The organism is Nesiotobacter zosterae (genome assembly GCF_033843645.1).
GTDB classification, from domain to species: Bacteria; Pseudomonadota; Alphaproteobacteria; order Rhizobiales; family Stappiaceae; genus Pseudovibrio; species Pseudovibrio zosterae.
The window spans coordinates 95,407-117,122 of record NZ_JAWXVZ010000004.1; the positions used below are offsets into that span (position 1 = coordinate 95,407).

The 21,716-nt window shown below is 58.4% G+C and carries 21 protein-coding genes; 9 read left to right on the top strand and 12 right to left on the bottom strand.

The genetic code is table 11. The features are described 5' to 3' along the window. Positions 1-3: 3 nt before the first annotated feature. From Q3Y58_RS06970 to Q3Y58_RS07000, 7 genes are all read right to left on the bottom strand, one after another. Positions 4-1,119, bottom strand: coding sequence for a lipid II:glycine glycyltransferase FemX (locus tag Q3Y58_RS06970; protein ID WP_319621661.1), 1,116 nt, complete (start codon positions 1,117-1,119; stop codon positions 4-6). Then, a complete protein-coding gene (locus tag Q3Y58_RS06975) occupies positions 1,116-2,378 on the bottom strand; it encodes an ATP-binding protein (protein ID WP_319621662.1) in 1,263 nt (420 codons plus the stop codon). Before Q3Y58_RS06975 ends, Q3Y58_RS06970 begins: the two co-directional genes overlap by 4 nt. Next, complete coding sequence (locus Q3Y58_RS06980; protein WP_319621663.1) at positions 2,375-3,055, bottom strand: hypothetical protein; 681 nt, start codon at positions 3,053-3,055, stop codon at positions 2,375-2,377. The genes Q3Y58_RS06975 and Q3Y58_RS06980 overlap by 4 nt, the downstream gene beginning before the upstream one ends. Then, a complete protein-coding gene (locus tag Q3Y58_RS06985) occupies positions 3,052-4,290 on the bottom strand; it encodes a GNAT family N-acetyltransferase (RefSeq protein WP_319621664.1) in 1,239 nt (412 codons plus the stop codon). The genes Q3Y58_RS06980 and Q3Y58_RS06985 overlap by 4 nt, the downstream gene beginning before the upstream one ends. 304 nt (positions 4,291-4,594) lie before the next feature. Next, positions 4,595-5,137 (bottom strand): hypothetical protein, encoded by a 543-nt coding sequence (locus tag Q3Y58_RS06990; protein WP_319621665.1) that lies wholly within the window; start codon positions 5,135-5,137, stop codon positions 4,595-4,597. Between the two features lie 70 nt (positions 5,138-5,207). After that, positions 5,208-5,696, bottom strand: coding sequence for a hypothetical protein (locus tag Q3Y58_RS06995; protein ID WP_319621666.1), 489 nt, complete (start codon positions 5,694-5,696; stop codon positions 5,208-5,210). Continuing rightward, positions 5,693-6,835 carry a hypothetical protein gene (locus Q3Y58_RS07000; protein WP_319621667.1) on the bottom strand — a complete coding sequence of 381 codons (1,143 nt, stop codon included), beginning with the start codon at positions 6,833-6,835 and terminating at the stop codon, positions 5,693-5,695. Before Q3Y58_RS07000 ends, Q3Y58_RS06995 begins: the two co-directional genes overlap by 4 nt. Here Q3Y58_RS07000 and Q3Y58_RS07005 point away from each other — a divergent pair. Continuing rightward, positions 6,829-6,951 carry a hypothetical protein gene (locus tag Q3Y58_RS07005; RefSeq protein ID WP_319621668.1) on the top strand — a complete coding sequence of 41 codons (123 nt, stop codon included), beginning with the start codon at positions 6,829-6,831 and terminating at the stop codon, positions 6,949-6,951. The two genes, Q3Y58_RS07000 and Q3Y58_RS07005, sit on opposite strands and share 7 nt — an antisense overlap. 87 nt (positions 6,952-7,038) lie before the next feature. On the opposite strand, the gene Q3Y58_RS07010 is transcribed toward Q3Y58_RS07005, so the two are convergent. Further along, positions 7,039-7,407, bottom strand: a complete 369-nt coding sequence (locus Q3Y58_RS07010) for a helix-turn-helix domain-containing protein (protein ID WP_319621670.1) — start codon at positions 7,405-7,407, stop codon at positions 7,039-7,041. 196 nt (positions 7,408-7,603) lie between these two features. On the opposite strand from Q3Y58_RS07010, the gene Q3Y58_RS07015 reads away from it, so the two are divergent. The 3 genes from Q3Y58_RS07015 (at position 7,604) to Q3Y58_RS19505 (ending at position 9,972) form a co-directional block, all read left to right on the top strand. Continuing rightward, positions 7,604-8,923: a ubiquitin-like protein gene (locus tag Q3Y58_RS07015; RefSeq protein ID WP_319621672.1), complete on the top strand. Its 1,320-nt coding sequence runs from the start codon at positions 7,604-7,606 to the stop codon at positions 8,921-8,923. A 267-nt stretch (positions 8,924-9,190) separates the two neighbouring features. Continuing rightward, complete coding sequence (locus Q3Y58_RS07020) at positions 9,191-9,541, top strand: TM2 domain-containing protein (protein WP_319621674.1); 351 nt, start codon at positions 9,191-9,193, stop codon at positions 9,539-9,541. Then, entirely contained in the window at positions 9,538-9,972 is a 435-nt protein-coding gene (locus tag Q3Y58_RS19505; protein WP_413697795.1) for an NINE protein, read from the top strand. The genes Q3Y58_RS07020 and Q3Y58_RS19505 overlap by 4 nt, the downstream gene beginning before the upstream one ends. Positions 9,973-9,994: 22 nt before the next feature. Here the strand turns inward: Q3Y58_RS19505 and Q3Y58_RS07030 are convergent, their stop codons facing one another. Beyond that, a complete protein-coding gene (locus Q3Y58_RS07030) occupies positions 9,995-10,852 on the bottom strand; it encodes an AraC family transcriptional regulator (protein ID WP_319621677.1) in 858 nt (285 codons plus the stop codon). A 166-nt stretch (positions 10,853-11,018) separates the two neighbouring features. Between Q3Y58_RS07030 and Q3Y58_RS07035 the strand changes: the two genes are divergently transcribed. From Q3Y58_RS07035 to Q3Y58_RS07045, 3 genes are all read left to right on the top strand, one after another. Further along, positions 11,019-11,918 (top strand): DMT family transporter, encoded by a 900-nt coding sequence (locus tag Q3Y58_RS07035; protein ID WP_319621678.1) that lies wholly within the window; start codon positions 11,019-11,021, stop codon positions 11,916-11,918. 967 nt (positions 11,919-12,885) lie between these two features. Next, positions 12,886-13,938 carry a bifunctional transcriptional activator/DNA repair enzyme AdaA gene (locus Q3Y58_RS07040; protein ID WP_319621679.1) on the top strand — a complete coding sequence of 351 codons (1,053 nt, stop codon included), beginning with the start codon at positions 12,886-12,888 and terminating at the stop codon, positions 13,936-13,938. Positions 13,939-13,957: 19 nt separating this feature from the next. After that, the gene (locus Q3Y58_RS07045) at positions 13,958-14,719 is read left to right on the top strand and encodes an isocitrate lyase/PEP mutase family protein (protein WP_319621680.1); all 762 of its coding nucleotides are present in this window, start codon (positions 13,958-13,960) and stop codon (positions 14,717-14,719) included. Positions 14,720-14,978: 259 nt separating this feature from the next. Here the strand turns inward: Q3Y58_RS07045 and Q3Y58_RS07050 are convergent, their stop codons facing one another. Beyond that, complete coding sequence (locus tag Q3Y58_RS07050) at positions 14,979-15,188, bottom strand: cold-shock protein (protein WP_274219122.1); 210 nt, start codon at positions 15,186-15,188, stop codon at positions 14,979-14,981. 495 nt (positions 15,189-15,683) lie between these two features. On the opposite strand from Q3Y58_RS07050, the gene Q3Y58_RS07055 reads away from it, so the two are divergent. Both Q3Y58_RS07055 and Q3Y58_RS07060 read left to right on the top strand, forming a co-directional pair. Continuing rightward, positions 15,684-17,573 carry a 2-oxoacid:acceptor oxidoreductase subunit alpha gene (locus Q3Y58_RS07055; protein WP_319621681.1) on the top strand — a complete coding sequence of 630 codons (1,890 nt, stop codon included), beginning with the start codon at positions 15,684-15,686 and terminating at the stop codon, positions 17,571-17,573. A 1-nt stretch (position 17,574) separates the two neighbouring features. Further along, positions 17,575-18,588 carry a 2-oxoacid:ferredoxin oxidoreductase subunit beta gene (locus Q3Y58_RS07060; protein WP_319621682.1) on the top strand — a complete coding sequence of 338 codons (1,014 nt, stop codon included), beginning with the start codon at positions 17,575-17,577 and terminating at the stop codon, positions 18,586-18,588. Positions 18,589-18,825: 237 nt separating this feature from the next. Here the strand turns inward: Q3Y58_RS07060 and Q3Y58_RS07065 are convergent, their stop codons facing one another. Both Q3Y58_RS07065 and Q3Y58_RS07070 read right to left on the bottom strand, forming a co-directional pair. Then, entirely contained in the window at positions 18,826-19,851 is a 1,026-nt protein-coding gene (locus Q3Y58_RS07065) for a formylglycine-generating enzyme family protein (protein WP_319621684.1), read from the bottom strand. 3 nt (positions 19,852-19,854) lie between these two features. Further along, positions 19,855-21,432 (bottom strand): arylsulfatase, encoded by a 1,578-nt coding sequence (locus Q3Y58_RS07070; RefSeq protein ID WP_274219102.1) that lies wholly within the window; start codon positions 21,430-21,432, stop codon positions 19,855-19,857. Positions 21,433-21,716: the final 284 nt, after the last annotated feature.

Consider the following 21,716-nt stretch of genomic DNA (forward strand, 5'->3'; position numbering starts at 1 on the left):
GGCCTAGCGCCCAATGCGTGCTTTGAGCGCAGACAGGAGACGATCGGTCTGCTGCTTGGCCCGGCGCAGGAAAAAAGCGGCGCGCGCAACGAGTGCCGCCTTGAGGCTGGCGCTGACATGATAGTCCTCGGGGCATTCCATCTGCACGCCGGTCTTGCCAAGAAAACCGCTCTTGAACTGATGCAGACCGGCGTCAAGGTCATTGCCCCCAAGGTCATACCACTTGATGGCTGGGTCCGCGCACAGCCGTTCTGCCACCGCCCAGTGCAGGGCATAGCCCGCCCGTAGGGTCAGCGCGTCATCGCTGGTTGCGCCATAAAGGTAAGCGGCGGTGTCACCGCACCGATGAATAACCGCTGAGGCACATAACCTGCCGCTGTGTTCTACATGCACAAAGATTGGTTGCAAGGCCGCCGGTGCGCTTTGGCAAAATGCTGGCAAGGTCGCAATGGCGGAATGGTCGGAAAAGCCCTTGCGCGCCAGCATCTCCTCATAAAGCGCCATGAAAGGAGCAAGCCCCTCATCGGCGTCGGTCAAGCGCACCGAGAAGGCGTTCTTCTCCGCTTTCTTCAGGTTGTATCGCCATTTTTGCGAGAGCGATTGGCGCAGGCCGCTCAAGGGCTGGTCCACATTTACAAAGTAACGAGCGGGCGCGGGCAGTTTTGCCCCGCGGCGGAAACCCAGCCGCTCCAACGCCTCAACGGCCGCGCCCGGCCACGAAGGCTCGGCCCGCGGCATCACGGTGAGATGCAACCGCCGACGCCCGTAAAGTTCCGCCTTTAAAGCTGAAAGAACTTTCTCAAGCCGCGCCGGGTCAGCTGGCTCACCCGCTTTGCGCCAAACAGGGCCCCATTTGACGATGGCAAGGCCGCCGCCGATCACGGGCACCTTCAACAGAACAACGCCCGCACCGCCAAGGACTTGTCCGCCTTGGCTCACCTTGAAAAAGGCACAGCGATGCGCACCCCATCGCGCCTGCAAGAACGCGGCGGATTGCTCATGGAGCGCATCGTCAAATCCGCCCAAAAACCCGTCCCAGTCAGCAGGGGAAAGCGTTGTCAGCTCCACGGCTGCGGTCTGCGAACATGCTGTTGGCCGGGCCAGAGAAAGTGTGTTCACGGGCTCACCTGCCTGTCTTTCTCCCGGCTTTCCTCTTGCTTGAAAAACAGCTTCTTCAAACGACGCTTAACACCGGAAAGCGACGGCATCAGCCGCCACAGTGTCACCAGCGCGGGCAGGGGGTCTTTCCAACTCCACACCATGTGAAGGTCGGCACGGAACGCACTGCCAAGCGCCACGCCAAAGCGCTTGACCATTGTGGCAAAGCCGATTTCGCCTTTCATCTGCGCAACAATTGCCGCCAGCAGCTCGCCTGAAACCCAGACATAACGCATGCCGGTACGCCCCTCTGTCAAAGAAGCGGCGGGGTGGGCGGTTGCCTGCACCCCAAGCGCCTTGTTCACCAGCAAAGGCCCCAGAGCCAGGCCCGCAGCTTCTGGCACATTCAGGTTGCCAGCAATACGCGCGTTGATTTCCAGAAAGCTGATCGCGCCCGTGCGCTCCTCCACCAGATACTGGGCACAGCCGATGCCGTCATACTCAAGATCCGCAATCAAGCGCATGGTATAGGTGCGCAGCGGCTCCAGCGGGGGGATTGTCTCTCCCTCCACCGCAAGACCAGAGCCGTCCGGACTGTCCGTGCGCAAAATGACGGCCTGCACATGGCGGGTCAGAACACCCTTTTCCGCTGCAAAATAAAGGTTGTAGCGCCGCCCACTGAAGTGCTGTTGCAGCACCAGGGCAGAGCTGCGGTTGTGCCACAGTGCCACAAGAGTGCCCACGTCCTGCGCCGTGTGCAGCGTCACCGCTTTCTTGCCGCCAAGCCGCTGGGTGGACAGTTCCGGGCGCACCACCAGCGGAAAACCGAGTGTATCGCAGGCAGCTTGCAACTCCTCCGCCGAGCGGGCCAGCGCAAACGGCGCACACGGCACCTGAAGACGGACACATCTTTGCATCATGCCCACCTTGTCCAGACAGGCAGAGACCAGCTCCGGCTCCATCATGGCGACAGGGGCAAGGGCTTCCACCCGCTGCCGGTGGCGCACGAAGCAGGTCACAAACTCTTCTGAAACCGGAAACAGCAGCGTAATCTGATTGCGCGCTACATAGGCCTCCAAGGCTGTCAGGAATGCGTCTTCGTCCTTCAGCAGGCTGGGGTGGTCCCATGTGGCGTTGGCATGGCGGCTGAACTCTGCCCCGCCGTCGCTGCCTTCCAGCCCCACGGTCAGGTGGTGCCCGGCAGCACCAAGCGTGCGCACCAAGGTCAGCGTGGGACGATAGTTGCCAAGCAGCAGAATGCGATGTCGATCAGCGGTCATGAACGCGCTCCTTGCCGGTCTGTCAAAAGCTCGGTGAGCAGCAGAAAAACGGTCATCAGGTGAAAACCGGCCCAGCACACGATGCCGAAGAACTTGGCACTGTCTTCCAGATAGACCAGAACCGGCGACAGACTGTGAAACACCTGATCCACCGCAACGGACATGGCAAGGCCGCCCACCCCGAGGGCGAGCACCCACCACTCCTGACAGAGGATCAAACGCCAGTTCAAGGCCACATAAAGCAGCGCCAACCCGGCAGTAACGCCAAGCACTAGCGCTTGCGGCAGGCCAAGGGAGGGCAGCACCAGTTCATGCAGAAGAAATGCATCATCAAGCGCGAGCCATCCGGTGAAAACACTGGCACACACGGCAAAGCGCAGCGCCGGGGCCGAGGCCTTGGCAGCATAAAGACAACAAGCCGCGATCAGGCATGCTGCCGCCGTACCGGACCACAACATGATGCCAAGATTGGAGATAGAGCCGTAGTAAACGTGGCAGCAATCGCCTGAAAGCTCCGCCGCTGTCAGCGCATCCAGAAACATCCACTTGGGCTCGGCCCATGGCTGAATGAACACCGCGCCAAGAAGCAGGCCAGTAAACCCGACAAGAACCCCTGCCAGCGCTGCCTTGGCCTTGCCGGTCAACGGGCCAAACAAGAAGGGGGCACGTGTTCTCATGCTTCTTTTTCCCGGCCCAGCAGCGCCCGTTGCATATGGCGGCTGGCTCTGTTTGCTGCATACAGAAAAGCCATGACACGGGGGCGTTTCAGCGCCGCGCGCTTGGCGCGTTGTGTCACCTTGTGCAGCAGCGCAAGCCCTTGACCGCGCAAGGTTATCGGCAGCATGCTGTCAATCAGGATGGTATGATCTCTTGCCCATTCGCGCTTGTAGGCCTCATCGCCGCGCATCAGGTCATAGTGTGTCATGCCCGCGCGCGCTGCCAGCTCCATGGTCTGGATCAGGAGCAGTTGTCCCGGTGAGTGCTCGGGATAGGCGTCCTTGTTGAACGCGTTGATGAGCACGGAAAGGCGTTTGTTCTCGGCAAAGCACAGAAAGCCTGCAATCATCTGCTCTCCCACAAACAAACCATAGACCCGCATGGTGCCAAGGGCTTCCGGCTGGTTCACTGCGGCTTGCAGGTGCTCGGTCAGCTTGGTTGGCGCGCCGCACGCGGTGCGAAACGGGTTCCGGCTCCCGCGCTCGTCCAGTTGGTCGGCTTTCCAACGCAGCATCAGGGCCAGGGCAGCTGCCCGGTCACACGCCCGGCGTAAACCCCGAAGATGAACTGGCCCGTTGGTCTTCAGTTTGCGGTGTTTCTGCGAAAGCCGTCGGCGCGTGTTCTTGCCCCGCAGTCCGGCGTAGCACCGGGGCCACGGCCGCTCAACGGCCAGATGGTGGGCAATGCCCGTCTGTTGATGGCTGCCAAGCTGGGCAAAAGGGTTGGTCCGCCCGCTCAAAACGGCAGGCTGGCTTCGCAGCAACACCCCGTGAACGCCGCCCACATGGCTGGCAACCCGTTGCAGCACCTGTTCCCAGTCCTGCGCGGTCATGGCCTCAAACAAGCGCGGCGCGACAAGGGGCGTGCAGTAATCATTGACATCATCGCCCTGCCAAGCCAGCACCTTGTGGCCCGCAAACCGGCGTTCATGAAGCGGCACCATGCCCAAAAGCTCTGGCCCGTCGTGAACCATCACGAACAGGAGCGGGGCGTGGTGATGGGAGGCAGTCAGCTCGCACCAAGCCGCCATCCAACCGCTTTCTTGAAACGGACAGGTTTGCGCCACCGCCAGCAGGGCCTGCCAGTCCGCGCGCACCTCTTGCCAGTGCTTCCGAATGGACACGCGAAAACCCTTCACGGTTCCCAGCGAAACCGCGCTGCCCTGCACCAAGTCAGGCTGTTTTTGGGCACTCATGCCCGTCTCCAGCGCCAACACACTCAATGATTGCCCCGAGTCGATAGAAGTCGTTGTTTTAACCTAATAATTATTTCAGTGATGAAATTACTAAGAAGTTGTCAGGGCTCCTGTTTCAAAGGGTTATCAGCTGAAGTTGGCGGGCATGGTTAAGGAAGCCTTTCGGTGTGCAACTCGCACGCGTGCGAGAAGGCTAACAGGTTCACAACCAACGGCTTTTGTCAGGTGGCGGAAAGACACCGCCCACCGCACACCCGGCAACCGCGCACCCAGCGGCTGCGATGAGGCCGGGTGCGGGCCAAGGTCACGCTGCCTTGTGCTGGGTGCCGCCACCAAGGAAGCTTTCAATCTCGCCAAGCACGGGCAAGTTGCTCAGGTCCTTCTGCAAGGCGGGCTCTTGCAAGAGCTGAGCAACCCCTTCCAAGACGCCAACCAGCACCGCCTGCAGGTAGGGTGAGACATTCATCTTGCCAATCAACAGCCCCGCCAGCTTGCCCAGAAGCGGAAGAGCAAAGTTCAGGATCATATTGCTGGATTTCACGTTGGCGAGGGCCCCGGAGATGAGGGTGTCGATATCGTCGCTCTGCTTTGTCCGGCCCATGAGCGTTTTTGCAAGCTCCTGATCCACGCTGGTGCAAATGTCGCGCAGCGCAAACAACACCGCCATGGTAATCTCACGGGCTTCACCAGCGGGCACCAGATTGGGCACAACGGTCGCGGCCTCATCCAGAATGCCTTTGGCCAGATCGAGATCGTTCTTGATGGACCGCCATTCGGTCGCATCTGGCGCAGCAGGCCCTGCGGCTTTCGGCGGTTGCGGCGGTTGCGGCGGTTGTGGCTTCGGCATGGGGTGCGCCGCGGCGGGGGTGTGGTTCTGGCTGTGCGGAGCCGTGTGGTTCTGGGGTTGTGCGTGCATGTCAGACCTCTGGTTTTGTTGGTTTGCTTTGAGGTTGTGAAAAGCCACCCCTGACAGGTGGCAGGAGGCCGCGCGCAAGTGTGCGGGCAGCAAAAAGGGGTGTGATCTGACGCTCAAGCCCCTGCATCAAGGCCTCCTGCGTCACGGGCACCGCAGCTTCAAACGGCGTTCTTACCAACAGGCTCAGGCCAAGGTGGCCAGCTGCCTTGGGGCCCAGCCCCCGCGCCATTGCGTGGGCCAGCCCATGGGCCCTTTGGCCGTGGGCCTGCAGAGTTTCAAGGATCGGGGTACAGCCATTGGCGCCCTTCAGCGCGGGGTGGGCCAAAAGCACGTCGCGCTCCGTCCGTAGCTCCAACACGGTCAACGGCGCAGAAATGTGATAGGCGCCAGACAGAAACGCCAAGCGGATCAACCCATTGTAATAACTGCGAAGAACCAAGGACGCTGTGCGGGCCTCACATTGGCGGAGGGCAGCTCGAGGCGCGCTCATGAGGCGGCCCCTTCCTGGTGCCGCTGTTGCGGCCCAGCCGGCACAGGGCCGGAGATCACCGACTTCAGCAGGCCTGCCGCCACCTGTTCGATTGATTGCGTGGCAGGGTTGAGGTTCGCCTGATGAAACGCCCCTTCAATACCTTGCCATTGAGATTTGGCCTGGTTTGCCTGATCGGGGGTAACGTCCTTCTGGCGCGCTTGAAGGTCAGATACACCAATGGCGGTCAGCGCGTCTTCCAGCGGCTTCAGGTTCAGCCAGTTCAGAACATCGTTCTCAATGGGCCCAAACACCTCTTTCTTCAGCGAGGAAGGGATCAACGCACCAATCTTGTCGGTCAACCAGCTGATGCCGTCGCCAATCCAGTTCGTCAGCGCCGACCCGCCGGGAATGGCGTTTTCCAAGGTGCGCAGCGGCGAGGTCACGTCCTCCAGCTTGCTCAGCACGCTGTCCAGATCCCCCTTGACGCTGTCGAGGGCAGGCTGAACGCTGTTCAGATCAGCGCTCAGGCTTTTGTTCAACGGTTTCAAGGCCTGGGAGAAGCGGCCAAGGGCCAGTGCCAGTGGCACCAAATCCGTGTTGGTCACCTTTAGGGCCGTGCCAAGGGCGCTTTCCAGGTCACGCGCGGGGGCGGGCAACGCATCTGGCCCCACCACAGAGGCAATGTCGTGCAGCACCGTCTCCGCAAGCCCCACCAAGCCATAGACCTTGGCGAAATCACCGGAAAAGTCAGCGGCATCACCCACGAACTCTTTCAGGATGTCGAGTGCCACGGACAGCTCACTGAGCACCGCACCAAGCGTTGTCACGATTGGTTCAATGGTTTCGTTCATCGTGCCAGTAAGGCCGTCGAGGGCCTCGGTAATCTCCGGCATCACCGTCTGAAGCGCCGCAGTGGCTTCGCCCACAATGGGCACCTCATCCACGGCAGTCAGCAGCCCTTCGATGGTGGTGACTTCAGCCGCAATCTGTTGAAGCTGTGTGGTTATGCCCTTGGTGTCAGAAAGGATGCCGCTGAAGCTCGCCACGGTCTTGGAGAGCGGCTCCAGAAGGTCGAGCAGGGGCTGCAAATCTTCAGGCAGGCTCTGAAACGCCTGATAGACCTCGGTCTCGAAAAGGGCAGGAGGGGGTGATGGCAAGCCAGGTGTCCTTATCGTGGTTTTTTGCCATGACACCAGTTCAGGTGGTATTTTTGAAGCTGCAACCGGTTGCGTTTCATGCAAAAGCCTTGCGTGAAGCACCCATCAAAATTTAGAGCCTTCGGGAACAGCTTGGTAACCGGATGCGGAACGCGAAGGGAGCCATGAGAGAAGCAGGCGTGCTTTCGTCTTGTGACATGCAGCTATTGCGGGTCATAGGGGGCTTGGTCAGTTCGGTCACCTGTTGGGGTGCCGCGCCCCAGAAGCAGCCAATCCAGCGAAACATTCAGGAGTTCAGAGAGGGCGATCAAGTGTTCAACAGAAACCTTGCCGCCCCGAAGCCAGCGCGACACCGTGCTCACATCCACATTCAGCGCACTGGCCAATGACAGTTGCTTGGTCCACCCCTGCGCATGGGAAATGGCCTGCAAGCGCTCGCCCCAATGAGCCGCTTCCCTTTTGTCAATCAGGTCCGCCATTTGGGGGCGTGCCTTGGGGCCAACCAGAGAAACGGGGCGTTCGCGGGCCTTTCGGGCTTGTGCATTCGCAGTGGGCGCTGGCAATGGTCTCATGCGTCTTTCTCCACCCGCATCCATCTAGAGCATGAAGGAAAGACGCAGAAACTGGCCTTTGGTGAAGGGCCCATACTGCGCTTTTTCAATCAAACACTGGACCGGTCCGGCAAATATTGGTGAATTTTACTAATCTTTTCTAAGGGAATTGCAGGTAGTGCTCGAACCATAACCTTGACCAAATCATGGCAGAGCAATGCGTTATCCTGTTAGTATCCTGCGCCTGAGTGTGTTCATGTTCTTCATCTTCGGTGGCATCGCGTCAGCCCATGCCATGCAGATATTCGCAAGTCTTCCCGGCGGCAAGATCATCACGCTTGATGTGGAATCCTCAGATTCCATCGAAGACGTGAAAACGAAAATCAGCGACATGGAGGACATCGACCCCGAGGACCAAATCCTCAGCTTCGGCGGGACAGAACTAGAGGATGGCCGGACACTCTCCGACTATAACATCAAGAAAGAAGCCGTCCTCGTTCTGACCGTAAAAGCAACGCCTGGGGAAGAAGGGAGCCTGGACAGCGAAAGCAAATCCGCTGTCACTCTCATCGAGAACGAGCTTGGGGCCGACCTGCGCTACCAGATGGGCGAAAGCAAGACCATGCTTCAAGGGGCGTCAACACGGCTATTGTCCGGGGCCTTGCAGCCAAACAAGGGCCTTTACCTGACAAACTTCTTTGCCAGTAACAATGGCAGTGCAGCCCACGCGTTCGCCAACTTCTTTGCCGCAGACGCGGGCGACCTCTACCACACGATTGTCAGCGGAGACTTCGAAATCGAGGGCAACTCGGAAGGCACGTTTACCGGGCGTTTCGACATGCGCGCCGCAATAGAACGGCATTTTTCCGAGCGCTCCGCCCTGGCGCTTTATATGAGCGTGGATGGCAGCCAGTCGCACATCGACGGCACCTATAAAGGCCACGCAACGCGGGTTGGCGGCGGCCTCGGCATTTATGGCGTGTCACGGCTGACGCAGAAAATCACCATCGGGGCCTTTGGTTCCGTAGGGCTGGATTACAACCGCTTCGATTTGAAAGCCGACAGCATTGCCATTGAAACGGAGGAAGTCAGCGCTCGTTATCTGGCTGGTGCCACGCTCTCTGGTCGGGGCAATTGGGATGGCTTCAGCATCATTCCGCAGCTTTCTGTGGTGAGTGGCACCTCGGATCTGGACAAAGTTCCTTTTGATACGCTTGATGGCAGCACAACAGGCAAGATAGACGTCAGCGGCGTAACACTGACACGGATTGCTCTGGAGCCGGAGATGCGTTTTGCCATGCCATGGGGAGAGCGGGATGAAACGCTCAATGCCAAATACGGCTTTGTCGGCGCGCGGGCAATCTGCGAGATGACCCATGAAGGCTCGGGCAGCTCAGATTGCGGTGCAGGCGCAAATGTAGGCATCAAGTACAATTTCGCCAATGGTGCGGGCCTTGTTGCGGCAAAAGTGGCCTACGAGTTCGTCGGCGATCTTGAACGCACCTCCGCGACCTTGTCTCTGGCCCGGCGGTTCTAAGGCACCTAGCCGGCCAAAGCTCCCTAACAGAGCGCCGCGCCCATCCCTTCCCGTGATGTATTGGCATGAATTGGCTCACCATTACGGAATGATCAAATGATGCGTTTTAATACTTTTGTTCATGATATCTTAACGAACGACCAGAGTTTCAACTGAAAATTACCAAACTCGGATGAATTAGGGCTTTGGTGGTAAAACAACGTGTGTTAGCAGCACGTGTCCCGGCGCTCACTGGGACCAACACTAGTACGAATAAGGGGCTCCCTCATGACCACCGAAACTGAAGCGCTTGCTGCAGCACCAGCTGCTGGCGCGCATATGATCTATTGTAACACTTGCGGTCAGAGCATGGCTCAGACAGCACCGAACTGCCCAAAATGTGGTGCACCAAATGCCTTGGCTGGTCCAGAAACCTCCAACAAGTCATTTGTTGCAGCGCTGCTGCTCTGCCTGTTCTTTGGCATATTCGGCATTCACCGCTTCTATGTTGGCAAAATCGGCACCGGCATTTTGCAGCTCATCACTTTGGGTGGGCTAGGCATCTGGTCTTTCATTGACCTGATCATGATCATTGTTGGGTCCTTCAAGGACAAGCAGGGTCGGCCGCTCAAACGATGAGCAGTGTTCCTCAGGCTCCACTCCATAACGGGTGGAGCTTTTGCACCTATTGCGGGCAAAAAATCGCCTTTGCTGCCCCAACCTGCCCGAAATGTGGCGCCCCCCAGCCAAAACGCACCTTGGCGGGCAGTGCCGACATCAGCCCAAAGAGCTACGGCGTGTCCGTTACCTTGTGCGGCGTGTTTGGCATGATTGGCATCCATCATTTCTACATGGGCAACATTGTTCATGGTCTCGTCGACCTTGGACTGTTTCTGGGCTGGCTCGTGCTGCTTTTCGTCAGCAGCAACCCGAGCGACGTAGAACTGCTGTTCGGATTTGCGTTTTTTATCGCAGATTTCATTCACACCTCCTGGGTGTTCATTTTGCTGATCTGCGGCAAAGCCAAGGATGGCAAGGGACGCCTCGTAGCCATTCCCAGTTCCCGCTAGGAGTTCTCTCCTAGCGGCATCCTCAAAGACGCCTTAGAAAATCCTTGGGGCTCGCCCCCGTCGCCCGCTTGAAACTGCGGGAAAAATGGCTCTGATTGGCAAAGCCGCAGGCTTCGCTGATTTGCGCCATGGGTTCACCTGCGCGCAGCATCTCTTTGGCCCGTTCAATCCGTCGGCGCACCATCCAGCCTGCCGGAGACACGCCGGTTGAGGCCCGAAAGCTGCGCTGGGTATGGAACTCGCTCATGTCCACCTCTGCCGCCAGTTCGCGCAAGGTTACGGGCCGGTCCAGATGCGCGTCCATGAACTCCCGCAGCAGAGAGAGCTTGCGCGGCGACAAACCGCCACTGAGCTGTTTTTTGTGTTCGCTCAGCGCGCGCCCGTCGGAAAACAAAGCGTGCACGATTTCGCTGATCGCCTCATCCGCGTGGCCTGCCGCCCCATGCACAGAGGCCAGGTGCAGAGCCCGAAAACCCTGCGACAGCGCTGGGGTTTCGAAATAGGTCAGGTCCGTCAAATTCATGAGCCGCGCGTCCTTGTCGAACGTCTCGAAGTAGAGGCGGCGGAGTTCCTCATCGCTCAAGTAAAGATGAATGAACTCGAACGGCGTCGTGATCTCCCATTCAGAAGTGCAGCCCTCCGGCAGCACCACAACAGCACCTTCCCAACCGCGCGCCGACACGCTGTCAACGCGGCGCGTGCCCGTTCCGTTTTGCAGGTAGAAGCTGAACGTGTGCCCCTTCGGTGCCGTGTAGAGCATATGGTCGTCTTGATTGCGCCAAATCGCCGTTGAACGGTCAGCACCCAGGTCCATCGCACCCACAAGGCGGGCGCACGGCGAGCTGGACAAGAAACGGGAGACGGGCTGAGGGGCGCGCATGGCTGGACTTCAAGATGCTTTCTTCATGACTGGGCAAAAAACTATAGAGCACCGCCATTGCAGCGCAAACCGACATGTGCACACGCTTTGGTCGAATACCGCAAGATCATGCAAAACTGCTGCACTGGATGTGGCTATGTGGAAGCAGTCATTTACTGGAGTAAGCATGAACGCGCTGTTATTCGCTGTCACCGTGCTGATCTGGGGTTCCACCTGGATTGCCATTTCCTTGCAGGTCGGGCCGGTCCCGGTCCTTGTTTCTGTGTTTTATCGTTTTGCCCTTGCCGGACTTGTGTTCCTGATTGGCCTTGTCCTCATGGGGCGTTTGAAACTGCCTCAACGCAGCGAGCAACCCTGGATCTTGATGCAGGCCCTGTGCCTGTTTTCCTTCAATTTCATCATGTTCTACATGGCGGCAGAACATGTACCATCCGGTGTCATCTCCGTTGTATTTTCGTTCGCCACGGTTTTCAACGCGCTCAATGCCCGCCTGTTTTTTGGCGACCGCATAACCGGCAAGACCGTTTTTGCTGGCAGTTTGGGCGTGCTCGGCTTGACGCTGCTGTTTGCGCAGGAACTGACGATTTCTGCCAGCACCGAAACCCTCATCGGCATTGCCTGCGCCCTTGCCGGAACACTTTTGTTTTCCCTCGGCAACATGGTGTCACGGCGCAACTCGTCCAAAGGCCTCACGCCTGTGCAGGCCAACGCCTGGGGCATGCCCTATGGCGCGGCGGTGTTGCTGGCGCTCATCTGGATCAGCGGCACGGAGATCGTCGCGCCGCCCACGATCACTTACTTGGGGGCGCTGGTCTATCTGGCGGTTTTCGGATCGGTTGTTGGCTTCACGACCTATCTGATGATGGTTGCGCGGCTCGGTTCTGCCAAGGCAGCCTATGCGACCGTGCTGTTTCCCATCATCGCGCTGGCGCTGTCCACCGTGTTCGAGGGCTACACCTGGAGCTGGATCAACGGTCTAGGCTTGTGTCTGGCTTTGCTCGGCAATGTGGTCATGTTCTCGCCACAGGGGCTGTTCTCCCGCCGCCGCCTTGCTCCAGCGGAGTAAGGGCAGGGGCCAGAACAGAGGGATGGGGGCTCTTCTATGCTTTGCACTCAAAGCAAAGAGCCCCTTCGCCGACGCACCGCGCTTCTCCGGCCCCTCCCGCCACTCACTCTCTATTGCTCCGACACTCGCCCACCCACTGACGTCAGCCACGTGCGCGCCACCCACCAACGTCTTCCACGCTTGCCCAACCTCCAACGCCATCCCGCGCTTGACGCGGGATCCAGCCCGTTAGGCGGTAGACCTTACCACTCCAGCGTCATCCCGCACTTGATGCGGGATCCAATAGAGCGTCTCACCATCCGCTGGTGCGTGTGGCTCTGGATACCGGATGTACGCTGCGCTTCTCCGGTATGACGGCGGCGGTGTGGAATAAGTGCGACTCTGGATATCGGATCGGCGGCTCGCTCTGCTCGCCTTGTCCGGTATGACGGTCATGGTGTGTTGGGTGGGCGTTGCGGGCAAGGAGATGATCGGCAGAAGGGATCGACGCTCCTAAAGCGTATGCCTCATGCAGATGACTCATAATCTCCGAGAGAGTTTCATCGGGCCTCGCTTTTATGGCCATCAGTAGATCGTCATCCGCCATGCGCTGAAGGTTCTTGGATCGGGCATGGCAAACGGTACGCTGAACCGTGAAAGCTGTTCTCGAAAGGGCCTGTGACCACCGGGGGTTCCTCGTATCTCACTCTGTTGGAACGCTTATCCCGCAAGAAGGCCGCGAGTTGATATCGCCGCGAAGCCTTTGAAGAGCTCTATGAAAGGCGTTTGCGCTCTCTGCTGCATCAACATCGACCTGTTGTGCTAACAAGACCGGGTATCCCTCAATTATCCGGGCCAACTCGCGCTGGCAAGGCCGATTTTGCGGATGCTGCGCAGTGGGAGAATGCCAGTTTCCGTTTTTAGGCTCTTAATGAATACATGCCTGATTTTCGGCGGTGCCGTACTTTAAGCATGCTACAAACGCCGCATGCTATTTGACCTTCCAGACCACGATACTCTGTATCAGTCCCTTTTGGACCGCAACGCCGCATTTGACGGGCGGGTTTATGTATGTGTTTCATCGACCGGTGTGTTTTGCCGTTTGACTTGTCCGGCCCGCAAGCCAAAGCAGGAAAACTGCACATTCTTTGGCACGGTCGGGGAGTGTATCGAAGCGGGCTATCGCGCCTGCAAACGCTGTCATCCGTTGCAGCCCATGGCTTTGGCGGACCCTGCGATTGCAGCATTGTTGGCCGCGCTGGACGAGCGCCCCAATTACCGCTGGCGCGAGGGGGATGTCGCGCGGATGGGGTTCGATCTGTCCACGGTTCGCCGCAGCTTCAAGCGCCAATTCGGCATGACATTTCTGGAGATGGCGCGTCAGAGGCGGCTTCGAGACGGGTTTGAAACACTAGCTGAAGGCGGCGCGGTCATCGAAGGCCAGCTTGATGCAGGTTTCGATTCTCCCAGTGCGTTCCGGGCGGCGTTCTTGAAGCTGATGGGAAAGGCACCGGGCAATCTGTCCTCGGACCCTTTGCTGTTCGCCGAGTGGATCCCGACACCGCTTGGCGACATGATCACCGTTTGCAGCAAATCGCAACTTCATCTTCTTGAGTTTTTTGATCGCAAGGCACTGCCGAAGGAGCTGGAGCGGCTTGATACCTTCGTCAAAGGCCGACTGGGCGTCGGACGAACAGACCCGTCGGAGCAGATCAAGGCCGAACTCGCCGCTTTCTTTGAGGGCTCGTCGTCAGACTTTCAAACCCCGCTCGCCTATCACGGATCGGATTTCAGCGGTGCCGTCTGGGATGCGCTCAGGCAAATCCCAGCGGGGCAAACTCGCAGTTACTCTCATATCGCCGCAAGCATCGGTCGCCCCTCAGCGGTTCGCGCGGTCGCCCGTGCAAACGGGGCCAATCAGATCGCTCTGGTCATTCCTTGCCACCGTGTCGTTGGCGCTGATGGTGCGCTGACTGGCTATGGCGGCGGCCTGTGGCGCAAACAGAAGCTCCTCGAAATCGAACGGCAATATCTGCCATAAAAAACAAAAGGACCCCCTCATGTCGCAAGCTGAAAAGGCATCTCGCTTCGCGGACCTGCACCAAAAGGGCAACCCGGTTGTGCTTTACAACATCTGGGATGCAGGAGGCGCGCAAGCTCTGGCGAAGGCCGGTGCCCCTGCCGTGGCCACCGGAAGCTGGTCCATGGCCGCAGCCCATGGCTACGGCGATGGAGAGGCCCTGCCATTGGACTTCTTCTTGAACATCGTCGAGCGAATTTGTGCTTCCGTTGACCTGCCTGTGACCGTGGATTTCGAGGGCGGATATGCGACCGAACCTGCCGAGGTTGCCCAAAACGCCCGCAAGATGATCCGCGCCGGGGCCATTGGGATCAATTTCGAAGACAGAATCGTCAAGGGCGAAGGGCTTCATTCCATAGAAGCACAGGCTGCACGTATCAGGGCAATCAAAGCGGCGGCCGCTGACGAAGGAGTTCCCCTGTTTCTGAATGCCAGAACGGACCTGTTTCTCGGGACAGACCCATCCACCCACGAAAGCAGTCTGGCAGAAGCGCAGGAACGCGAAGCCGCCTATGCAGAGGCAGGTGCGGACTGCTTTTTCATACCGGGGTTGACGGAGACAGCGTTGATCTCACGTGTTGTTGATGCGGCAACATTGCCTGTCAATGTCATGATGATTGGCGATCTGACGTCAGTCAAAGACGTGGCCGCCTTGGGCGTCTCCCGAGCGAGCTTCGGGCCTGCGCCGTTTATCCAGTTTCTTGCCGACTTCAAGAAGGCCTACGCTGGCGTCGTCAGCTAGAGCTTGTGCCGAGCGCCCATGTGGAAGCGCCCATGTGGAAGCGCCAATGTGGAGGCGCCGATGTGGAGGCGGCCTCGGTGCCGGGTCGTCAGGTTCCATGGAAATTTGAGATCCAGGTTTCGCTACCCCGGCGGAGGCACTTCGGAAAATGCTCCCGTTTGCTACTGAAGACGTTTGCTGGAGCATAACAAAAAAGGCAGAGCGTTTGCCCTGCCTTTTTCAAACTCAGTGCAGTCTCTCTTGATGAGAGCTGAAAGCCTTAGAGAGCTTCCAGGTTACCTGCGGAAGACTTGCCAGAGCGGCGGTCCTGAACGATTTCGTAGGAAACCTTCTGACCGTCAGAAAGCTCACGCATGCCTGCGCGCTCAACTGCGGAGATGTGTACGAAAACGTCGTTTCCGCCTTCGTCTGGCTGAATGAAGCCGTAACCTTTGGTGGCATTAAACCACTTAACTGTACCTGTTGCCATATCGCGAATCCTTTATAGTGCGCGTGTTGACGGTGACCAAACCGGGTCACTTTCCGATCGAATTCTGGAAAATAGCTTCGTCAGCTAGCGCACTTGGGCGCGAGGCATATAAACAGCAATGCCAAAAAATCGATGCCCCTCATGTAGCGATAAAAGATGTCGATATCAAGAACAACTTTTCGGTGACTTTACGGGCATACCCCCTAAAACACTGGTTGAAATGGCTGTGCCGACACTTTTCCATTCCTGAAACGGCGTAGCTTCTCGCGCTCTCACAGGCAGAATTGTTTTCTGCTAAGCTGCAAAACCAGAGCAAGCCCCTTGGGCAGTTTGCCGCAAAGCGAAGGACAGCGCAGGGCTGGAGAACCGCCTGCAAAAGCGCGTGAGTAGGGAGAAACCCGACTAGATTTATCGCCGCGCACCCAAGAAATGTAGGGGTAACACTCGCGTTTGTTAGAACGCGCTAAAACAACGACAAAACATGCGGAGCGCCAGATGCCAGAGACAGCGCAGGAAGCCCCAAACCTTCGGGAACTTCCCGTTTCACAGACCCCGGAAGTAGATTTTGTCCGCATCAGAATCGCTGGAGATTCCGGTGATGGCATCCAGCTCACAGGCACACGGCTGGCAGAAAGTGCCGCCCGGTTCGGCAACGACATTGCGACATTTCCGGATTTTCCGGCGGATATCCGCGCGCCATCGGGCACGGTTTATGGCGTTTCCGCCTATTCCCTGAACATCGGCGAAACGGAAGTGCTCACGTTTGGCGATGAGTCTGATGCGTTGGTGGCGCTCAACCCGGCGGCCTTGAAAAAATACATGGGCGAGTTGAAAAAGGGTGGCCTGCTCATTTTCGACAGTGGCAGCTTTACGGCCCGCGCCCTAGAAAAAGCAGGCTATGAAAGTGATCCGCGGGAAGATGGCACCTTGAGTCATTTTCGCCTGCTGCCGATCGACATCACCGAGCTCACCACGTCGGCGCTTCAAGAGAGCGGTGTCAGCGCAAAGGACGCAAAGCGCTGCAAGAACATGTGGACCCTTGGCCTGATCCACTGGTTGTTTGAGCGCGAGATTGACGCCCTTGAGAGCTGGCTGAGGGAAAAGTTCGCCAACAAGCCGGAGATTGCCGAGGCCAACCTGCTGGCCCTGCGCGCCGGGCATCTTTATGGGGAAATTGCCGAGCTGCCCGCCGACATTTCTCAGTATCACATTGCCCCAGCTCCCTTGCGTGCCGGTGAATACCGAACAATCAATGGCAATGAGGCCATGGCCTATGGCCTTTATGCTGGCGCCACGCTTGCGGACCTTGAGGCGTTTTATGGCTCTTATCCCATCACGCCAGCTTCGCCGCTGCTGCACACCTTCGCCAAGCTGAAAGAGCTGGGGGCGCTCTCCTTTCAGGCAGAGGACGAAATTGCCGCCATCGGATCGGCCATCGGTGCGTCCTATGCCGGCCATCTGGGCATTACCGGCTCCTCCGGGCCGGGTATTGCCCTGAAGACGGAAGCGCTCGGCCTGGCTGTGGCAACGGAACTGCCACTGGTTGTGGTCAACGTTCAGCGCGGCGGCCCTTCCACCGGGTTGCCTACGAAAACCGAGCAGTCTGACCTGTTTCAGTCTGTTTTCGGGCGCAACGGCGACACGCCCATTCCGGTGATTGCGGCCTCACACCCGGGCGACTGTTTCGAGGTTGCCGTGGAAGCGGTGAAGATTGCCACCAAACACATGACGCCAATTTTCGTGCTGTCTGATGGCTACATTGCCAACGCTGCCGCTCCTTGGCGTTTACCCGATCTTGGTGAAGGTGATTTCGCGCCGTTTCCGGTGACAAAGGCCACCGACCCGGATGATTTTCAGCCGTTCAAGCACGACCCGGAAACCTTGGCCCGGCCGTGGGCAGTGCCCGGTACACCGGGCCTCATGCATCGCATCGGCGGGCTGGAGCGCGAGGAAGGGCGCGGCAACATCTCTTATGACGGCGACAACCATCAGCGCATGACGGAGATTCGCGCAGCCAAGCTGCAGGCCATCGCCAAAGACCTGCCACCGCAAACGGTCGAATCCGGTGCCCCTTCCGGCAAGTTGGCGCTGGTGGGCTGGGGCTCCTCTTGGGGCCCAATCCGTGTGGCAACACGCCGGGCGGTGCTTCAAGGCAAATCTGTATCGCACATTCATCTGCGCCACATCTGGCCGCTGCCCCCCAACTTGAAAGAGCTGTTGGCGGGCTTTGAGGAAATCGTGGTGCCGGAAATGAACAATGGCCAGCTTGCCACCTTGTTGCGTGCCGAGCTGGGCCGCCCGATCCGCAGTGTTTCCTGCGTGAAGGGCCGCCCGTTCCTGGTGCGCGAAATCACCGAGATCATCAACAACGTGGTCGGAGGCTGACATGACCAAACTGACGGTAAAAGACTTCGCTTCTGATCTGGACGTGCGCTGGTGCCCGGGCTGTGGTGACTATGCAGTGCTCAAAGCCCTGCAAAAAACGCTGGCAGACGGCGGCTCCACGCTGGAAGACACGCTTGTGGTCTCTGGCATTGGCTGTTCCTCTCGCTTGCCTTACTACATGGCGACCTATGGCTTCCACTCCATTCACGGGCGCGCCCCAACGCTGGCCACAGGGGCCAAGCTGTCCAATCCGGATCTGGACGTCTGGGTGGTGACCGGTGACGGGGATGGGCTGTCCATCGGCGGCAATCATTTGCTGCATGTGCTGCGCCGAAATGTGGACCTGCAGGTGGTGCTGTTCAACAATCAGATTTACGGTCTCACAAAGGGCCAGTTTTCTCCCACTTCCAGGCAGGGGACCAAGAGCCCAAGCTCGCCAACAGGCTCCATCGAAACGGGCCTGAACCCTTGCGTGTTTGCCCTTGGGGCGGGCGGCCAGTTCGTTGCCCGTTGCATCGATACGCAGGCCAAGGTGTTGCAGCCGGTGCTGGAAGCGGCCAAGGCGTTCAAAGGCACCGGTTTTGTAGAGGTGCTGCAAAACTGTGTCATTTACAATGACGGCATCTTTGATGGCTTGAAGGACAAGAAAACCGGACCGGATCACACCCTGCATGTGGAACACGGCCAGCCCATGGTCTTTGGGGTAAACCAGGACAAGGGCCTGCGCGTGGCAAAGGGCGGTTTTGGGCTGGAAGTGGTGCGGCTTGAAGGCGGGATCACACAAGAGGATCTTCTGGTCCACGATGAGACCAACATTCATCTGGCTCAGGCATTGGCAGCTCTTGGCGAGAATGAGGGTGAGCCAGTGGTCATCGGCGTGCTCTACCGCCATGAAAAGCAGGAGTTCGTGGAAGGCGCCAGGCACGGCTTGCCGGAAGCACCTCTTTCGCGCGCGGAAAAGCTGAAACGCCTAGGTGCCACCTTGCGCAAGGCCGAAACCTGGCAGGTGAGCTAGGCTCTTGCACTTTGGTTTTCTGCGTACTCAGAGGTCATACCCCATACCACTACTGTCATGCCGGAGAAGCGCAGCGTACATCCGGTATCCAGAGTGGCACGCACGGCAGGCGGTGAGACGCCCGGCTGAGTCCCGCATGAAGTTCGGGAGGACGCCTTTGGGTAGGCGAGCGTCGGGGATGATAGGGCAGGGCTCGAGAAGCGCGGGATCACAAAAGAGGACCGCCTCAAGCGCGCGTCAATGTTCCTCGCCAACATCTTTCACGATGCGGAACCCGATGTGGTTAGAACCTAAACTGCGTTCGGCACTTTGGCGGGCGGCGGGACGGTAGCGCAGGCAGTAGGATGGGGCGCAGAGCCATGAGCCACCCTTGACCACATGCATGGGGCCTACAGCTTGATTGGCAAAACTGGCGGCAATTGCTTCTGGTGGTCCTTGCGGGTCAATCTCTTCTCGCGCCGGATGACCGGGCACCCACCAGTCCGCCACGTGTTCCCAAACGTTTCCTGCCATGTCATAGAGCCCGTAGCCATTTGCCGGAAAGGAGCCCACGGGCGCGGTGCCATGGTGGCCATCTTCCGCCAGATCCACATTGGGAAACAGCCCTTGCCAGGTGTTTGCTTTCCAACCCTCAGACGGGTCATAGCTATCGCCCCAAGTGTAGGTCGCACCGTCAAGCCCGCCACGGGCGGCGAACTCCCATTCCGCTTCACTGGGCAAGCGTCCACCTGCCCATTTGGCATAGGCGCGGGCGTCTTCCGGTGACACGTGAACAACCGGATGATCTTCCTTGCCTTGAATGGAGCTGCCCGGGCCAGAAGGAGCCCGCCAGTTTGCTCCCGGCACATAGCGCCACCATTGACGGAAATCCTGAAGATTTTGCTTCTCAGCGGGCTCGGCAAACACCATGGAGCCGGCTTTGAGCAGGTCTGGCGGAACATCGGGATAGTCTGCCGGGTCAAGTGCTTGTTCGGCTGTTGTCACATAGCCTGTTGCCTCAACAAAGGCATGAAACTCGGCATTCGTGACTTCAGTTGCCTTGATCAAGAACGACCCGACGGTCACCTGCCGGGTGGCAGCTTCTTCCCGGTAGTGCGCCTCAGACCCCATGGTGAACGTGCCGCCGTCAAGAGGGATGAACCCCTCCGCTTCAGAGGCGAGGGCAGTCGTGGCTGTGAGCAGGGTGCAAAGACAAAGCGCCCACACGATGTTGCCCGGACGACGAGCGCCGCCCGGACATGGAGGTTTTAATGAAACATGCATCGCCTAATTGCCCAATCCTTCACGCAGTTTCTGTTCAATGGTGGAGAGGTTGAAGGAGCCCGGCTCTTGTGTTGGGGGGTAATCCTGCATGCTTTGCAGGAACTCCGCAGCCAGTGCCTGAATGGGAACAATCACGTAAGGGCGATCCAGAAACCAATCCTCATAGGTGTTGGAGTTGTGCTGTGCCTTCTCGAAAGGATCGCGGCGTAGGTGAAACAAAAGGGGGACGCGAAGCTCCACAAACGGCTCCCGCCAAACACCAAACCGCTGCCCCCGGTTTTCCAAAAAAACAACTTTCCAATCGTCAAAGCGCGCGGCCACGATTTGTCCATCGTCGTTCACATACCAGAACTCGCGGCGAGGGGAGGTGTCCACTTCGCCCTTCAGATAGGGCAACTGGTCATAGCCATCGATGTGGTTGCGGTAGGTGCGGCCATTCAGCTCCACGCCTTCAAGCAATTGTTCTTTGATGTCTGAAGCCCCGGCAATGCCTGCGAAGGTGGGCAGCCAGTCTTCATGGGCCACGATGCCGTTCAGTGTGGTGTCCTCAGGCAAAACGCCGGGCCAGCGCACAAAGGCCGGTACGCGGTAAGCGCCTTCCCAGTTGGAGTTCTTCTCGCTGCGGAACGGGGTCGTCGCGGCATCGGGCCATGTGTTGTAGTGCGGGCCGTTGTCGGTGGAGTAGAGCACAACGGTGTTGTTGGCGATCCCCAGCTCGTCCAGAAGATCCAGAAGCTGGCCCACATGCATGTCGTGTTCAACCATACCGTCATGGTAGTTGTTGCCACTTGGGCCCGACAGGCCCTGATGCTCTTCCTTCACATGCGTGCGGAAGTGCATGCGTGTCCCATTCCACCACACGAAGAACGGCATACCGGCTTCGTGGGCCTCGCGGATGAAGCGCATGGCCTCAGCAACGGTCTCATCATCGACCGTTTCCATGCGCTTTTTGGTAAGGGGCCCGGTATCTTCAATTCTCTGGGTGCCGTCTTCATTGGCCCAGGAATGGATCACCCCGCGCGGGCCGAACTGTTCCAGAAAGGTCTTGCCATTCTTGAGAACCATGTCTCTTGGGTAATCGCGGTTTTCTGGCTCTTCCTCCGCATTCAGGTGGTAAAGGTTGCCGAAGAACTCATCAAAGCCATGGTTGGTTGGCAGGTGTTCATCCAGATCACCCTGGTGGTTCTTGCCGAACTGGCCTGTCGCATAACCCTGCGACTTGAGGATGGTTGCCATGGTGACATCCACTTCCTGCCATCCTTGCTCAGCACCCGGCAGGCCCACCTTGGTCATGCCACTGCGCACGGGCACACTACCGCCAATGAAAGCGGCACGCCCGGCGGTGCAGCTTTGCTGCGCGTAGTAATCGGTAAACGAGACGCCTTCCTTGGCGATGCGGTCAATATTGGGCGTTTCGAAGCCCATCATACCCCGGTTGTTGTGGCTGATGTTCCAAGTGCCAATATCATCGCCCCAGATCACGAGAATGTTGGGCTTGTCCTGTTCTTGAGCGGCGGCAGAAACCACCAGAGACGCCGCAAAGGCACCTGCCGCCAGAAGGCGGATCAATCTTGTTCGCATCTTAGAGAGACCTCCGGATCTTATTGTTGTTTTCCCGGTTTCACTTCATCGAAAGCGGCGGATCATGACGACCTGAAATGAGCTGCTATAGAACCTGCTTATCTGTTTGCGCGGCCCAGCAGGCGCGCGGCAGGGACAATAGCACGTGTTACCCTAACGGAATATTGTGTCCGAGCAAGGATTGATGCTCATAACGGTTACCAAATGCGAGCAACCCATAATGCGCATTATGGAACCTTGGCTTGCATCTTCACAAAGCATGGACGCAGGCGTCATCTCACGGC

Bases quoted from the DNA above. Each gene is read 5' to 3' on its own strand.
- Q3Y58_RS07050 (WP_274219122.1), bottom strand. From the start codon at position 15,188: ATGGCAACAGGTACAGTTAAGTGGTTTAATGCCACCAAAGGTTACGGC.
- Q3Y58_RS07045 (WP_319621680.1), top strand. From the start codon at position 13,958: ATGTCGCAAGCTGAAAAGGCATCTCGCTTCGCGGACCTGCACCAAAAG.
- Q3Y58_RS07060 (WP_319621682.1), top strand. From the start codon at position 17,575: ATGACCAAACTGACGGTAAAAGACTTCGCTTCTGATCTGGACGTGCGC.
- Q3Y58_RS07065 (WP_319621684.1), bottom strand. From the start codon at position 19,851: ATGCATGTTTCATTAAAACCTCCATGTCCGGGCGGCGCTCGTCGTCCG.
- Q3Y58_RS06975 (WP_319621662.1), bottom strand. From the start codon at position 2,378: ATGACCGCTGATCGACATCGCATTCTGCTGCTTGGCAACTATCGTCCC.
- Q3Y58_RS07005 (WP_319621668.1), top strand. From the start codon at position 6,829: ATGGCAAGCCAGGTGTCCTTATCGTGGTTTTTTGCCATGACACCAGTT.
- Q3Y58_RS06985 (WP_319621664.1), bottom strand. From the start codon at position 4,290: ATGAGTGCCCAAAAACAGCCTGACTTGGTGCAGGGCAGCGCGGTTTCG.
- Q3Y58_RS07030 (WP_319621677.1), bottom strand. From the start codon at position 10,852: ATGCGCGCCCCTCAGCCCGTCTCCCGTTTCTTGTCCAGCTCGCCGTGC.
- Q3Y58_RS07055 (WP_319621681.1), top strand. From the start codon at position 15,684: ATGCCAGAGACAGCGCAGGAAGCCCCAAACCTTCGGGAACTTCCCGTT.
- Q3Y58_RS06990 (WP_319621665.1), bottom strand. From the start codon at position 5,137: ATGCCGAAGCCACAACCGCCGCAACCGCCGCAACCGCCGAAAGCCGCA.
- Q3Y58_RS07010 (WP_319621670.1), bottom strand. From the start codon at position 7,407: ATGAGACCATTGCCAGCGCCCACTGCGAATGCACAAGCCCGAAAGGCC.
- Q3Y58_RS06980 (WP_319621663.1), bottom strand. From the start codon at position 3,055: ATGAGAACACGTGCCCCCTTCTTGTTTGGCCCGTTGACCGGCAAGGCC.
- Q3Y58_RS07020 (WP_319621674.1), top strand. From the start codon at position 9,191: ATGACCACCGAAACTGAAGCGCTTGCTGCAGCACCAGCTGCTGGCGCG.
- Q3Y58_RS07040 (WP_319621679.1), top strand. From the start codon at position 12,886: ATGCTATTTGACCTTCCAGACCACGATACTCTGTATCAGTCCCTTTTG.
- Q3Y58_RS07070 (WP_274219102.1), bottom strand. From the start codon at position 21,432: ATGCGAACAAGATTGATCCGCCTTCTGGCGGCAGGTGCCTTTGCGGCG.
- Q3Y58_RS07015 (WP_319621672.1), top strand. From the start codon at position 7,604: ATGCGTTATCCTGTTAGTATCCTGCGCCTGAGTGTGTTCATGTTCTTC.
- Q3Y58_RS19505 (WP_413697795.1), top strand. From the start codon at position 9,538: ATGAGCAGTGTTCCTCAGGCTCCACTCCATAACGGGTGGAGCTTTTGC.
- Q3Y58_RS06995 (WP_319621666.1), bottom strand. From the start codon at position 5,696: ATGAGCGCGCCTCGAGCTGCCCTCCGCCAATGTGAGGCCCGCACAGCG.
- Q3Y58_RS07035 (WP_319621678.1), top strand. From the start codon at position 11,019: ATGAACGCGCTGTTATTCGCTGTCACCGTGCTGATCTGGGGTTCCACC.